The 14163-nt window shown below is 43.3% G+C and carries 12 protein-coding genes and 2 pseudogenes; 7 read left to right on the forward strand and 7 right to left on the reverse strand.

What is annotated here, in order from left to right:
- From A4S05_RS30625 to A4S05_RS30645, 5 genes and pseudogenes are all read right to left on the reverse strand, one after another.
- Positions 1-150 (reverse strand): annotated as a pseudogene (locus A4S05_RS30625) (GTP cyclohydrolase I FolE); the annotation flags it as partial.
- 70 nt (positions 151-220) lie between these two features.
- A complete protein-coding gene (locus A4S05_RS30630; protein WP_069073546.1) occupies positions 221-946 on the reverse strand; it encodes an SDR family oxidoreductase in 726 nt (241 codons plus the stop codon).
- 356 nt (positions 947-1302) lie between these two features.
- The gene (locus A4S05_RS30635; RefSeq protein ID WP_069073547.1) at positions 1303-2283 is read right to left on the reverse strand and encodes an acetyl-CoA carboxylase carboxyltransferase subunit alpha; all 981 of its coding nucleotides are present in this window, start codon (positions 2281-2283) and stop codon (positions 1303-1305) included.
- Positions 2284-2424: 141 nt separating this feature from the next.
- A complete protein-coding gene (locus A4S05_RS30640; RefSeq protein WP_069073548.1) occupies positions 2425-3444 on the reverse strand; it encodes a long-chain acyl-[acyl-carrier-protein] reductase in 1020 nt (339 codons plus the stop codon).
- Positions 3445-3570: 126 nt separating this feature from the next.
- Positions 3571-4269, reverse strand: coding sequence for an aldehyde oxygenase (deformylating) (locus tag A4S05_RS30645; RefSeq protein ID WP_069073549.1), 699 nt, complete (start codon positions 4267-4269; stop codon positions 3571-3573).
- A 179-nt stretch (positions 4270-4448) separates the two neighbouring features.
- Here A4S05_RS30645 and A4S05_RS30650 point away from each other — a divergent pair, with 179 nt between their 5' ends.
- The 4 genes and pseudogenes from A4S05_RS30650 to A4S05_RS30670 all read left to right on the forward strand — a co-directional run.
- Positions 4449-5276 (forward strand): carbohydrate ABC transporter permease, encoded by an 828-nt coding sequence (locus A4S05_RS30650; protein WP_069073550.1) that lies wholly within the window; start codon positions 4449-4451, stop codon positions 5274-5276.
- A 348-nt stretch (positions 5277-5624) separates the two neighbouring features.
- Entirely contained in the window at positions 5625-5888 is a 264-nt protein-coding gene (locus A4S05_RS30655; protein WP_069073551.1) for a hypothetical protein, read from the forward strand.
- 163 nt (positions 5889-6051) lie between these two features.
- The gene (locus A4S05_RS30660) at positions 6052-8499 is read left to right on the forward strand and encodes a filamentous hemagglutinin N-terminal domain-containing protein (RefSeq protein ID WP_069073552.1); all 2448 of its coding nucleotides are present in this window, start codon (positions 6052-6054) and stop codon (positions 8497-8499) included.
- A gap of 254 nt (positions 8500-8753) precedes the next feature.
- Positions 8754-8933 (forward strand): annotated as a pseudogene (locus A4S05_RS30670) (CopG family transcriptional regulator); the annotation flags it as partial.
- Positions 8934-9229: 296 nt separating this feature from the next.
- Here the strand turns inward: A4S05_RS30670 and fetB are convergent.
- Complete coding sequence (gene fetB / locus A4S05_RS30675) at positions 9230-10006, reverse strand: ABC transporter permease (RefSeq protein WP_069073555.1); 777 nt, start codon at positions 10004-10006, stop codon at positions 9230-9232.
- Positions 10007-10525: 519 nt separating this feature from the next.
- Between fetB and A4S05_RS30685 the strand changes: the two genes are divergently transcribed.
- A complete protein-coding gene (locus tag A4S05_RS30685; protein WP_069073557.1) occupies positions 10526-11674 on the forward strand; it encodes a DegT/DnrJ/EryC1/StrS family aminotransferase in 1149 nt (382 codons plus the stop codon).
- Positions 11675-11795: 121 nt separating this feature from the next.
- Here A4S05_RS30685 and A4S05_RS30690 read toward each other — a convergent pair whose 3' ends face one another.
- Positions 11796-12539: a DUF561 domain-containing protein gene (locus A4S05_RS30690; protein ID WP_069073558.1), complete on the reverse strand. Its 744-nt coding sequence runs from the start codon at positions 12537-12539 to the stop codon at positions 11796-11798.
- 481 nt (positions 12540-13020) lie between these two features.
- On the opposite strand from A4S05_RS30690, the gene A4S05_RS30695 reads away from it, so the two are divergent.
- Positions 13021-13422, forward strand: coding sequence for a fasciclin domain-containing protein (locus A4S05_RS30695; RefSeq protein ID WP_069073559.1), 402 nt, complete (start codon positions 13021-13023; stop codon positions 13420-13422).
- A 206-nt stretch (positions 13423-13628) separates the two neighbouring features.
- Complete coding sequence (locus A4S05_RS30700; RefSeq protein ID WP_069073560.1) at positions 13629-13958, forward strand: hypothetical protein; 330 nt, start codon at positions 13629-13631, stop codon at positions 13956-13958.
- Positions 13959-14163 lie beyond the last annotated feature (205 nt).

Raw genomic sequence — 14163 nt, forward strand, 5'->3', positions numbered from 1 at the left:
TTCCTCCATCTGTTCCTCCGTTGGCGGGAACACATCTACTGGTCGCCCGTTATGAGTATTGCGATCGGGTCTAGGAGTTATGGCTTCTGCCAAGTCGGGAATCAGAGGCGATTGAGAGTAATTGGAACCGTTGGAACTAGCAATAGTCATGATTCAGTCTTGGTTATGGTTTAGTCATTGGTCATTNGTCATTTGCAAAAGACAAAGGACGAAGGACTAATTAGAGTGCGCCAGCGCTGGGCATCAGAATCAGTTCATCAATCACTGCCTGTTGTGGTAAAAGTACAGCGTAAAGAATTGACTGAGCCACAATTTCCGGGGTTAACATTTTGGAACGGTCTAGGTTGACATGAACTGTTTCTGTATCCCAAAGTTCTGTATTGACTGCACCGGGACAAATAGCTGTGACACGAATGCCGTGGGTGCGTTCTTCTTGCGCCAGGGTTTGAGTGAGGGCAATCAAACCAGCCTTGCTGACGCTATATGCTCCCCAACCGGGAAAGGGTTGCTTGGCAGCAATTGAAGCGACATTGATAATTGTGCCTGTGCCCCGATCGCGCATTGAAGGTAAAATCCCCATAATGCACCCAAACACGCCAGTCAGATTCAAGTCAATTACCTGTTGCCAGTCTTCTAGGGGAGTTTCGCTCAAAGTGGCTGTATAGGCTATGCCCGCATTGTTTACCAGAATGTCTATATCACCAAAGTCTAGAGCGATCGCTTGGATCTTGTCTTTGACTTCGGAGATCCGCGCTAAATCGACAGCGTAAGCTTTCGCTTCGACCCCAGTATGCTCTACGGCTTCTCTTACCGCCTCTAACTTATCCAAAGAACGACTGACTAAGGCGACATCTATTCCCGCTTTTGCAAAGGCTAAAGCCGTTGCTTTCCCAATTCCACTACTAGCCCCAGTAATCAGGGCGCGTCGTTTTTGCTCAACACTCATGGTGTCTCCCAATTTTTTGGCAGTTCCCAAAACCTATTACCACCCAATTATTTACATTTCTCGGTTTGGATAGATTAAAGGAGTCTAAAAATCTGATGATTTTCATTAGGCAAATGCTATGATGCTGCACAATAGTTCCCATATTGTGGGTTTTAGCAGTGAAGACAACAAATCATTGCCTGGAAAACCACGCTGTACATTCAAATTAGATTATTTACAAAATACAAAACCCACTCAATTAAGTTGAGTAGATTTAGCAAACATGCAAATGCCTATGGCTAGATTGTTAAAAATCTTTAAGCACATAGGCAATTATAGCATTGCTGATTAGCTAATCAATCATTAATGAAGTGCTGTTAGTGGGCAACTTCTGTAAAAACACCAATTTTGCGGAATTTTTCGTAACGCAGTTGGCGGCGTTCTGGAGCGGTTAAACGATTGAGTTCGTCCAAATTTTCTAGCAGCACTTGCTTAAGAGTATTAGCGGCTTTTAAAGGGTCGGAATGAGCGCCACCAGTGGGTTCGGGGAGTATTTGGTCAATAATTCCCAATTTTTTCAGGTCATGGGAAATAATTTTCAGAGCCACGGCGGCTTGGGGAGCCTTACCAGCATCTTTCCACAAAATGGCAGCACAGGCTTCGGGAGTGGCGACGGTATAAACGGAGTGTTCAAACATGAGTAGGCGATCGCCTACGCCGATACCGAGTGCGCCACCAGAACCACCTTCACCAATGACTGTGCAGATAATTGGCACATCTAAGCAGAACATTTCCCGCAAGTTATAAGCGATCGCTTCTCCTTGACCTTGGTGTTCTGCTTCTACACCAGACCAAGCTCCTGGTGTGTCGATAAAAGTTAGTATCGGCATACTAAACTTATTGGCGTGTTCCATCAACCGCATGGCTTTGCGGTAGCCGCCAGGGTAAGGCATTCCAAAGTTACGGGCAATATTGTCTTTAGTATCCCGTCCTTTTTGATGACCCAACATCACCACAGGTTGTCCACTCAGACGACCGACACCACCAACTAAAGCCGGATCGTCACCACCACAGCGATCGCCATGTAATTCCATCCATTCATCACTTATAGCCTGAATGTAATCGAGAGTACTGGGGCGACGTGGATGACGAGCGACTTGCAATCGCTGAGACGGGGATAGACTTGTGAAAATTTCCTCACGCAGTTGCATGGCACGTGCTTCTAGTTGGCGAATTTGACCAGAAACATCGACGCCATTTTCTTCTGCAAGTTGCCGAATTTGATCAATTCGGGTTGCAAGTTCTGCTAGGGGTTTTTCAAAATCTAGCAGTAGCGGTTTACGCTCGGTAGTTGCCATCGTAGGGGTTATAAGTTACGAGTTATAAGTTATCTATCCTTTGTCCTTTGTCCTTTGTCAGTTGTCCTTTGTCAGTTGTCCTTTGTCCTTTGCAAATAACAAATAACAAATGACCAATGACCAATGACCAATGACTAATGACTAAACTAGCAGCGGTCTAAATCCATGTTTTACTGACACCCGACCAATCTGCTCCATTTTGTCTACGGTAATCTGATTCCGTCCCCACGAAAAGTTCGTGTATAACTTCTCAAATTCCAGTAGCATTGATTCGGCAAAACAAGCAAACAACTGGCGGGCTGGCACGTCCATATTGACGATTTTCATAATCTTCCAGTCAATATCCAGGGAATGCTCTACGATTCCACCATTTAACACGTGTACACCAGGATGCTGAATTTTGGTTGCTAAGTTTTTAGGATAACCACCATCAATCAACAAACAGGGTTGTTTCAAAGTAGTGGGGTCAATTTCCACGCCTCTGGGCATACTAGCAACCCAAACTACAACATCAGCTTGGGGCAGTGCTTCTGTCAAACCCATGATTTTCCCTCGCCCCAATTCGCCTTGCAACTCTTTGAGACGTTCTTGATCACGGGCGATCAACAAAAGTTCTTGGACATCTGTTTTCGCATCTAGCCAGCGTGTAACTGCACTACCAATATCCCCAGTTGCCCCACATATAGCAACAGTCGCTTTTGACAGATCAATTCCCAGCTGTTTTGACGCTTCTTCCACCTGCTTACAAATAATGTAGGCAGTATGTGTGTTTCCGGTGGTGAAGCGTTCAAATTCCAGTTTGATGTTGCGGACTTGGTTAAACTGCTCTAACTTAAAGTTTTCAAAAATAATTGAGGAAAATCCGCCTAAAGCTGTGATGTTAATGCCGTGCTTTTGTGCATGGGCCATGGCGTTGAGGATTTTGCGCGTTGCGGCTTTGATGCGGCGACTAGCTAGCATTTCCGGCAAAAAGCAAGACTCTACATATCTTCCTTCAATTTGTTGCCCAGTTACACTGGTGACAATAATGGTATCAACAATTTGCGGTGGGGCGCTACACCAAAAGTCTAACCCTTGATCGGCATATTCTGGGTATCCCAATTCTTGAGCTACCGCTTGAGCGTGTTCTAAACTAGTCAGATGTCCAATTAGACCAAACATGTAGTGATTATTAGGCTTATGCTATCTTGAGGCGTGGAATTTAGTAGAGTTGGGAGTTAAAAGTTAGGAGTTCTGAGTTCTGAATTTTAACTACTCAGCACTCAGGACTCGTTACTGGACACTCTTTTAGGCGGCAATGAGTCCGTAAGCTGACAAGCGCATGATGTCGCGAGTCGTAAAACCGATGTTACTTAATGCTTCTCCGTATTGAATCATAAAGTCTTCTACCAAAGCATCTTTTTCCATTGCCATTGTGTGGGCATCACCTTCTACTTGGTTGAGCATTCTCCAAACTATGGGTAGGTTCTGGCGGTTTGCAAGTTCAAGTTCAGCCTTGGCTTCTGCAAAGTGTTCTTTGAGCCAAACTTCTCCAAAGTTGAGGTGGCTATATTCTTCTTTTACTACTCCCTCAGTGATTTTGCGGGCAAAGTCGTCGGCAACGGGGATGTAAATGTTGTATGCTGCGATCGCAAAACATTCGATAATCAAAGACTGAATCAATAGACAAGTGACGACTTTACCTTCTGCTGCCGCAGTTTGGAAGTTTTGGTGTAGTCCAGAGAAAAACTCCTTAGCAAATTCCAAATCTGGGGTAACTTGCAAATTGCGCCCACAAGCTTCAAATCCTTTCTTGTGGCGGCTTTCCATCTTGGATAAGCGAATCAATTCATCATGAGATTCCGGCAGCAGTTGGGCTAGGGTGATGTAATTTTCATGGGCTTCTTGTTCCCCTTCAATCACGATCGCATTAATCCGGCTATAAGCACCTTTGTATGTTTCGCTCTTGAAATCTAATCCTTTAAATTCGTCTGTAAGCTGCGGCATGGTTATGTTTACTCCTGTAAACCTGAATTATTTGACACCAGGATTCAATTTACCCTATGAACTGAGGGTAACAATCACTGTGGTTTAATTTAACTTAACAAGTAACTATGTTTATAGATTAACTGTTGCTGGAGGAGATGCTCTAGTCCTAGCGAAACAAATGCTTTGCAGTTTGAGTTATGTCTAAACCAAACCCGAATCTAAAATCTGGCGATTTTTTAAGCCTAGTAGTGTTACTGCTAGGGGCATTTATCGTTCTACTACCGCTGTTTGTGGTCTTTCTCACCTCCTTTGCACCGACTGCCGCCAGCCCAGAAAATTTGTCCAAAAATAACTGGTCTTTAGCAAATTACCGCGTTGCGTGGCAACAGGGAAAATTTTTGCTGGCGTTTGCTAATTCTACCTTGGTAGCGATCGCTGTGACGGCGTTTCAGATTGTCACTTCTGCTTTGGCTGGTTACGCCTTAGCACGCCTGAAGTTTCGGGGACGCCAAGCACTGCTATTAGTCGTTTTAGCAACTTTGGTAATTCCCTTTCAGTTATTGGTGATTCCCATCTTTTTGGTTTTGAAGTGGGGACATTTGATAAATACATATTGGGCGCTTATTTTACCCACTGCGGTCAACGGGTTTGGGATTTTCTTGTTACGTCAGTATTTCCAGACAATTCCCGTGGAATTAGAGGAAGCCGCAGCCATAGATGGGGCGAACCGACTGCAAATTTTGTGGCGAGTGATGTTACCTTTAGCCCGTCCGGCGTTGGTGACACTATTTTTGTTCACTTTCATCGGTGAATGGAATGATTTATTTAAGCCTTTAGTATTTACGACACGACCAGAATTAAGAACGGTGCAGTTGGCATTGGCAGAGTTTCAAGAGCAATTTACGAATAATTGGCCCTTGATGATGGCAGCAGTGACCATAGCGACAGTTCCAGTGATGGTATTATTTCTCATCGGTCAGCGTCAGTTCATTCAGGGTATTGCGGCGACGGGGATTAAGAATTAGCAACAAAACCTATATTGTAGAGACGCGATTTATCGCGTCTTCAAAGACCAATCATCTACACCAATAACCCTTAACCCAAGCGTATTGCCTTTTAGTTCATTCAATGCATAAAGGTAATCCAACGTGAGTTAGACAAGTCTTATTTAACCTCTCCCCCAGCCCCTCTCCGACGCCCAGAGGGGAGCAAAAAGCGGAATTTTTCTTGCTCCTCCCGTTTCGGAGAGGAGAGGTTCATGGAACTCACGTTAATCCAGCGTTAAAATATTAAGTTTTGTGACACTATGCGTAATTTTTCCTAGCCAACCCGAATCAACAATGATACACATCCTTTAGGAAATGGAAACAGTTATGGACTCTGAAACATTACAGAAGTTACAAGCAGAAGTTGAGCAGAAACTACTTGAAAGCGTTAATAACGCTGGCTTATACGCATTGCTTGAAAAATACGGAGTATTAGATGATAGAGCTTTGACAGTTCAGTGGCAGTGCAATCTTGACCCAAACAAAATCAAATCTGGTAGTGCAGGTACAGAACAGGAAATTGTTCTAATGGAGAATTCATGGTGTATCCCTTGCCCGTCAACTGGCGACCCTTTCGGCTGCAATTGCTAAATAATTTAGTTTTTGTACTGTAAAAAGTTTATTCTAGTAAGTATAAAAATGCTGAACTTTGCATTTACTAGTTAGGCTACAGAGATAATCTTAAGTATCACTATACCTAATTAGCAAGGAGCAGTATTTCAATATACTCTTACTTTTTGGGTGCAAGTTTCTAATGTCTGGAAACCGAAGCAGTTGGTGCTGGGAGTTAGGGATAGTGAGTACTTTAGCAATTACTGGAGTCCTCACTTTCTTTGAGAGCTTTGCCTTAGCCCAAATACAAAAGGATGGCACACTTGGATCTGAAAGTTCAATCATTACGCCAAAGCTAATTGATGGTCAGCCTATAGACCAGATTGATGGTGGAGCAGTTCGTGGTACAAACTTATACCACAGCTTTGAACAGTTTTCTGTCTCTGCGGGAAGTACAGCCCACTTTAACAATGCAATAAATATTCAAAATATCATCAGTCGGGTAAGTGGCAATTCGATTTCTAATATAGATGGCATTCTGCAAGCTAACAGCGCAGCCAACCTGTTTCTGATTAATCCTAACGGCATTGTTTTTGGGCCTAATGCTTCTTTAAATATCGGCGGTTCATTTGTGGCAAGTACGGCGAGTAGCTTGAACTTTGCTGATGGTACAAAGTTTAGTGCTACATCTCCTCAAGCTACACCTCTACTGACACTAAGTGTTCCCATTGGTTTGCAATTTGGAGCAACTGCTGCTCCCATCCGCAATCAATCCCAAGCCAAACCAGATGGCGCAGTTAATATCTTTAGGCAAGGCGTTGGTCTACAGGTGCAGCAAGGCAAAACCCTGGCACTGATAGGCGGTGATATCAGGCTAGAGGGGGGAAATATCACAGCAAAGGATGGAAGAGTTGAGTTAGGAAGCGTCGCTGGTAATAGTCTGGTAAGTTTAAGCCCAACAAACGAAGGTTGGGCATTGGGATATGAAGGTGTTCAAAATTTCCAGAACGTCGAAGTAATCCAGTTAAATAAAATTCGATCTATTGTAGATACTCACGGAGAGGATGGCGGCAATATCCACGTGCAAGGCAGACTCGTGCGGGTAGCTGGCGGTTTCCTAATTCTAGTTGATCTCTTTGGAGGGCAATCAGGAGGAGATTTGAGAGTGGACGCCTCAGAGTCTGTAGTAGTTGAACAAGATACACAACTGTTTACTCAGAGTTTATCAAACGGAAACTCTGGAAACATAAATATCACTACTCAGAAGTTGGTGGTCAGAAGTGGGGCACAATTGCACGGGCAATTGACCATAAACGCATCAGATTCCGTGGAACTAATTGGCGGCACCTCCATTCCTGTGTTCCGAGATGGTAGTGATTTAATATCCAGTGGATTATTTAGTGCAACTTATGGCGATAAAAACGCTGGCAGTATCACAATTAATACTGGAAAGTTGCGTATCCAAGGAGGGGCAAGAATATCAACAAGCTCTGAGGGTATATATAGGTTTATTTCTAACCAACTTACACCAAAAAATACAGGAAAAGCAGGAAACTTGACGGTAAACGCCTCTGATTCCGTAGAACTAATTGGAACCTCACCAAATGGTTCTAGACTCAGTGGTTTGTTTTCTGGAACTGAAGGGCCTGGAGATGGCGGAAACTTGACCCTAACTACAGGACAATTGATTATCAAGGATGGGGCTGCGATAACTGTGAGTAGCCAAGCTCGAAAAAATGTAATCTATATCGGAGATCCCACTAATTTAGGGAAAGCAGGTGATTTAAATATAATCGCTCGCTCCATACTTTTGGACAATAAGGGAAAACTCACAGCTGAAACCGAGTCAGGTTTAGGTGGGAATATTACGTTACAGGTGCGAGACTTATTATTGATGCGCCGCGAAAGTAAAATAACCACTAATGCAGGTAAGACAGGGCTTGGTGGAGATGGCGGTAATATCACCATCAAAGCACCTAATGGCTTCCTGGTCGCCGCTCCCTTTGCAAATAGCGATATCACTGCCAATGCCTTCTCTGGTTCTGGTGGTAAAATCACAATCACCGCTAAAAATATCTTTGGGTTTGTACCCCGCACTCGTGCAGACGTAGAGAGACTTGATCCGGAAGAAATAAACCCGAAGAACCTACGAACAAGTGACATCACAGCATTTTCTCAACAAAACCCTTTATTAAATGGCACTGTACAAATCAACTCACCAGATGCTGACCCCAGTAAAGGATTAGTAGAATTACCCGTAAATCTGGATGATGCTTCGCAGCAAATTACGGCTGGTTGTAATTCTGGTGGGAAAATAGCCAGTAGTTCATTTGTTGCTACTGGGCGTGGAGGACTAGCACCCGATCCCACAGAGCTATTGATAGCTGATGCGGTGCTAGCAGATTGGATCACACTCTCTCCAGAGAGTCAAAATCGTACTGGCAGTATTCAGAAAGAAGTGGGTGTACAAGCGCAGCCAAATACAGAAGAAAAATCACAGAAAGTTAATTCTGTCAATGAACCTACTCAAATTGTGGAAGCTCAAGGATGGGTTACAGATGCCAATGGGAAGGTGGTTCTGGTTGCTCAAGTACCTATTGCGTCGCCCCATAACTCCTCGCTCACCGCTACATCTTGTGCTGGTAATTAGGGTCTGCTGAATAATGATAAAACGTTGATTTCTCAATGTTTTGGGGCTATTTTTGTAGAAACAGGTGCAAGTAAATTGGGGTATCAGGCTGAAAAATTTTGCATTTCTAATGGATTAGGTCACAAAAAAACACCAAAAATCACGATGAAACTATTGCCTGTTGCCTATTCCCTATTGCCTACCCCAGCCATCAGACTTTTTCAGCAAGCCCTAATTAAGCCCTTTGTATTAAACTAATTGCTCAGTGTGTTGGCGATGAGTTTGTAATACGGGCATTGCGGCGTGAACTCGCAGTGCAAAAACGGGCAGAAATTGATGCAGCTTTAGCAAAAATGGCAAATGATCTAGAGTATCAAGCCGAAGTTTTGCAGATGCAGGCAGAATTTGCCCAGGCTCAGTGGGAAGCTTTGAAGTTAGAGGAAACTCCAGAATGAGACGGGGTGAAGTTTACGACGCCCGTCTACAGCCGACTGAAGGATCAGAACAGGGTACATTGGTGTCAACTTAAGCTAGAAATAGCTTCGCTGCGGGCTTCATAACCCGCCAGAGAATGAATTCTCTGGCTCATAGCTAAAGTCTACTGAAGTAGACTGAATATTTTTGGGGATATCTAGTCATCTTCAGATGACTTTAGCTATGAGACAGGGATTTACAATCCCTGGCGGACGTGCGGTTTCGCGTTAAGTTGACACCAATGAACAGGGTATTCTGCCTCCTGCCCCCTGCCTTCTTAACTCACCAACTGCGCGGCAGAATTGAAAAATTGACGACACAACCCCTTCGTAACTAAAAGTGTTGTCAACAAGTTAGCGAAAGCAACCATAAATATAATCAAAATTTCATAAGATACAGCATCTAGGGGTTTAACACCAGCTAGCAACTGTCCGGTGGTAATTCCTGGTATTGCCACCATACCGATGAGAATCATTTGATTGAGAGTGGGAATCAATCCGGCTTTGATGGCGTCTTTGCGATACTGGCTAACTGCTTGCTCTGGAGTTGCACCTAAGCTTAAATGAGTTTCTATTTCGAGATGGCTGGAATTAATGGTGCTGACAAGACGATCGCCTGCGATCGCAGCTGCATTGGTAGCATTACCTAAAACTATCCCTGCTAAAGGAATTATATACTGTGGTTCATACCATCTCTCTGGTTGAACGATCAAGAAGTTGGTGTAAAGCACTGTCAGGGCGGTACTAATTAAAATTGCACCCCACACCAAAGGCAACAGATGAGGAATTTTTTGGCTGATGCGATTTCGTGCGACAATCGCCGTAATTGTCAGCATTATTACTAATAGCGCCAAAACTGCCCAAGCATTGTCTAAAGCCAAGATGAAATCTAAAATGTATCCCAATACAAGAAGTTGTAAGATGGTTCTCCCAGTAGCAAGGGCTAAGTTTAACTCTAGTCCTAATTTTTCCCAGGCAGATAAACCAATGGCGATCGCCATCAATCCCACAGCAATAGCTAAATCCACAAAATCCAGCTTGATCAATTCCTGCATGGGTTCTCTATCTCCTAGTATTTTCTTCTCACAGCAGCCCACACAAGAGGAACTTTGATCCGATGTGTTGGATCTTGAGTAAAAGGGACTGGATACTGGGGATTAGGGACTGGGGATTTGGTTTTCAAACTAAAAATTATGGAATTTGCTCTCACCTCTCCCAAATTTTTGAATGTTTTCCCAGTCCCCAGTACCCAGTACCCAGTCCCAGAGCGGCGTTCCTCCCCCACCAACGAGTACGTGTGCTGGGGGACTCTTCGCCGCAATCCTTTGATATATATCACTTTCATCAATTCAAAATTCCAAATGGTACGACCTTAACAAGGCAAACACCTAGTATGCCTACTATCTGTAAATTAAATGTGCGGCAGTTTACCGCGCCACAATTTAAGTAAAAACCCTAATAGATGCGTATCTTGGGCGATAGTCTTTTAGTAGCTCCTATTTGATTAACAATTCAATCAGCAAAAATTGACTGTCGAAGTGCATCCTTTGTATCTTCCGATAAAATGAGAACTCATGATCCAAAGTGTAAATCCCATCCCTGCCTTTGATATCAAGCAGCAATACACCACCATCGAAGCAGAAGTAAGTGCAGCCGTCTTAGAGGTTTTAGCTTCTGGCCGCTATATTGGCGGCCCCTTAGTCGAAGGCTTTGAAAAACAGTTTGCCGCTTATAATACTGTTACAGAATGTGTGGCTTGTAATTCTGGTACTGATGCACTCTACTTAGCGTTACGAGTCTTGGACATTGGTGCAGGCGATGAAGTGATTACAACGCCTTTCACCTTTATTGCTACATCAGAAGTGATTAGCGCCGTTGGTGCAAAGCCTGTTTTCGTTGATATTGACGCTACTACGTTTAATTTAGATGTGGAGCAATTAGCGGCGGCTATTACACCCAAAACCAAAGCGATTATCCCGGTTCACCTATTTGGACAACCTGTGGATATGACATCATTAATGGCGATCGCTCAATCTCACAATTTGGCAATAATTGAAGATTGCGCTCAGTCTACAGGGGCAATGTGGGCTGATCAGAAAGTAGGAAGTATTGGACATATTGGTTGCTTTAGTTTCTACCCTACCAAAAATCTTGGTGGTTGTGGTGATGGCGGAGCAATAACGACTAATGATCCAGCGATCGCTACCAAACTCCGAATATTACGAGATCATGGTAGTAAAGTTCGATATTTACATGAGGAAATCGGTGTAAATAGCCGCTTGGATGCTCTCCAAGCAGCGATCTTGCAGATTAAGCTGCGTTATTTAGATATTTGGAATGATCGCCGACGAGATATCGCCAACTATTATTATCAGTTCCTCAGTCAAATTCCAGGGATAGTCCCGCCCCAAGAATTACCTGAAGGTGTTGGGGTATGGAACCAATACACTATTCGCATATCAGGCGAAGGGCGTAATGGTTCTAGCGCCAAATATCGAGATTGGGTGCGTAGTCAATTGCAAGAACAGGGCGTAAGTTCAATGATTTACTACCCCCATCCTTTACATTTGCAGCCAGTTTATCAAAATTTGGGCTATGAAATTGGGGACTTACCAATAGCAGAGCAAGCTTGCCATGAGGTTATATCTCTACCTATGTTCCCAGAACTGACACAACAGCAGCAAGATCAGGTGATTTATGCCTTGAAAGAAGTTATGAGTTAGAAGTTAGGAGTTAGAAGTTAGAAGTTAGAAGTTAGGAGTTAAAAGTTAAAAGTTTTGAATAAATAAGTTTCTTCAACTCATCACTCTTAACTCATAACTCATCACTCCTAACTCTTAACTCTTAACTCCTTACTACATTTGCAGTCGCTAAGGCTTCTACTAAGCCACGCACAGCAGCAATCATTGCGATTTCGCTATTGAGTTGGTTGATGGCGGAACCAACACCAACACCCGCAGCACCAGATGCGATCGCTAATGGTGCAGTGACGCTAGAAATACCTGAAGCACACAATACTGGTACTGACACCACACGGGAAATCTCAAAAGCTGCTGCCAACGTCGGGGCAGCTTTTTCAATTAATCCTAAAGTTCCGGGGTGAACTGGGTTACTGCTAGTACCGCCTTCGGTTTGAATTATGTCTGCTCCAGCTTTCACCAATTCTTCTGCTAACTGTACCTGTTGATCTAGTTCCAGAATGTGGGGAACGGTGACAGATAGAGTGATTTCTGGGAAGAGAGCGCGGGTTTGCTTAGTTAGCGCTAGTACTTCCAGAGCCTCAAAGCGGCGTCCTTGAGCATAGAAAGAATCGAAATTACCGATTTCAATTAAATCAGCACCAGCTGCTACAGCTTGCACAAATTTCTCTGGTTCTACTGCCGATACACAAATTGGTAAACTTGTCAAACTTTTAGCTAACTGAACTAAGGCTGGATCGGCGGCAATATCGATGAAAGTAGCACCGCCTAATTCAGCAGCTTTGACAGTAGCAGCAACGCTAGCAGCGTCGAAATTATTCAAACCGCTGATCACTTTTAGAACGCGGCGGTTAGTAAATGCACGTTTGAGTGTGGAATGCATCGTCATAGTTTGGCTTTTGAAGCTACGAAAATTAGGTATATTCTACCGTCCCTCAGTTGATGAGAGACTAAATCACTATGGTAGTTGCCAAATATTGATAATTTTATCGAGTCAGGTAGGAGGCAGAGGGCAGTATTGCTGGAGGAAAACCCGATGCCCGCAGACTCGCTCACATCTTGCACCTAGCCCTAGCGATTAGAAATCGCGGCTATACAAACAAACGCGAACAGCGTCTCGCAGAGAAATCCGCCTGGTATTGTGAAGACTAACGCGAAATCAAGGTTTTTCAACCTGCGGAGGCAGGTTTTGTCTGTGTAGCCGCGACTTCTGGTCGCCTGGTGCAAAATATAAGCTAAGGCGATGTCTGACAGGAGTACTCATTTAGCTGTAAATTATTCACCCCTGCTATGAAATTTATTTTATTTAATAAAACTTAAAAGAGGTTTATTATCCTCTAAAATCTTTTGCAGAGATTTAGGTAAGATATATGGCTGATATTGTTGATATTGCAGTTACGGCTGAGTCTTTTAAAACACTGGTGGCGGCTGTGCAAGCTGCTGGTTTAGTAGAAACATTAAAAAGTCCTGGCCCGTTCACTGTCTTTGCACCAAATGACGATGCTTTTGCCAAGTTACCAGCGGGAACTATCCAAACTCTGTTACAGAATATTCCCCAGCTAACGCGGATTTTAAAGTATCATGTCGTTCCAGGAAAGCTGCTAAAGGCTGATTTAGCACAACTCGGCACGGTTAACTCTGTGGAAGGTTCACCCATTAAAATTGATTCTTCCGATGGTTTTGAAGTTAAAAATGCCACAGTTTTAGCAGCAGATATCGAAGCTGATAATGGTGTAGTACACGTTATCGATACGGTAATTTTACCGGGTTAATTCAGCGAGGGTGGAAAATACCCACCCTAGCTATCTAAAATCTTTATAATTACCTAACTATTGAGTAGTATCAAAACGTAACTCAATAGTTTAATTTATGTTATATTTGCAATGTGATTACTCACTTATCTGTTAATTTAGATTTCGTTTTTTTAAACTAAATTAAATTCTTAAAAAGCTAACATCTATCCCAAGAAACAAAATTAATGCTCGATCTTAACACCTTAGCTGAATTCTCTCGTGGCAACTGCATAGGTATCTGTGCATTTCTTGTACCAGCGAACTTGCTGATCACAATTTTAACGATGAGCCTAGTAGCGTTACGTCGCCCATCATCTCAAGTGTGGCAATCTGCTGGAATTGCAAGCTTTTTCGCTTCTGTAATGATACTGCACGTATATACTTGGTTCATGATTGGCGTGGTGATGGCTCCTACTTATATCTTGATGTCGCTAGCAATCACCTGTTTATTAACTAATTTGGCAGCAATTCTTTTTCAAAGACGCTACAGCAACAGCCCTAGTCTTTTCAACTGAAGTCTACGGATCGTCTATGGTTGACATACTCACCGAGAAAGAAGGGTCGGTGATTCTGGAGTAAGTAATAAGTAATGAGTAAATACCCATTTTTCATCCACTCATTACTCATTACTCATTACTCGTTACTCATTACTCATTTAAAGTCCTGTCACCGATGATAAAAAGCCGTCCTCAAAGGACCTATCCATTACCCGGATCTTTC

The sequence above is a fragment of the Nostoc sp. KVJ20 genome (genome assembly GCF_001712795.1).
Taxonomy (GTDB): Bacteria; Cyanobacteriota; Cyanobacteriia; order Cyanobacteriales; family Nostocaceae; genus Nostoc.

What these genes read in the sequence shown, in the direction of transcription:
- A4S05_RS30655 (WP_069073551.1), top strand. Translation starts at nt 5,625, where the DNA reads ATGGACTCTGAAACATTACAGAAGTTACAAGCAGAAGTTGAGCAGAAA.
- A4S05_RS30660 (WP_069073552.1), top strand. Translation starts at nt 6,052, where the DNA reads ATGTCTGGAAACCGAAGCAGTTGGTGCTGGGAGTTAGGGATAGTGAGT.
- A4S05_RS30650 (WP_069073550.1), top strand. Translation starts at nt 4,449, where the DNA reads ATGTCTAAACCAAACCCGAATCTAAAATCTGGCGATTTTTTAAGCCTA.
- fetB (WP_069073555.1), bottom strand. Translation starts at nt 10,006, where the DNA reads ATGCAGGAATTGATCAAGCTGGATTTTGTGGATTTAGCTATTGCTGTG.
- A4S05_RS30685 (WP_069073557.1), top strand. Translation starts at nt 10,526, where the DNA reads ATGATCCAAAGTGTAAATCCCATCCCTGCCTTTGATATCAAGCAGCAA.
- A4S05_RS30700 (WP_069073560.1), top strand. Translation starts at nt 13,629, where the DNA reads ATGCTCGATCTTAACACCTTAGCTGAATTCTCTCGTGGCAACTGCATA.
- A4S05_RS30635 (WP_069073547.1), bottom strand. Translation starts at nt 2,283, where the DNA reads ATGGCAACTACCGAGCGTAAACCGCTACTGCTAGATTTTGAAAAACCC.
- A4S05_RS30690 (WP_069073558.1), bottom strand. Translation starts at nt 12,539, where the DNA reads ATGACGATGCATTCCACACTCAAACGTGCATTTACTAACCGCCGCGTT.
- A4S05_RS30645 (WP_069073549.1), bottom strand. Translation starts at nt 4,269, where the DNA reads ATGCCGCAGCTTACAGACGAATTTAAAGGATTAGATTTCAAGAGCGAA.
- A4S05_RS30630 (WP_069073546.1), bottom strand. Translation starts at nt 946, where the DNA reads ATGAGTGTTGAGCAAAAACGACGCGCCCTGATTACTGGGGCTAGTAGT.
- A4S05_RS30695 (WP_069073559.1), top strand. Translation starts at nt 13,021, where the DNA reads ATGGCTGATATTGTTGATATTGCAGTTACGGCTGAGTCTTTTAAAACA.
- A4S05_RS30640 (WP_069073548.1), bottom strand. Translation starts at nt 3,444, where the DNA reads ATGTTTGGTCTAATTGGACATCTGACTAGTTTAGAACACGCTCAAGCG.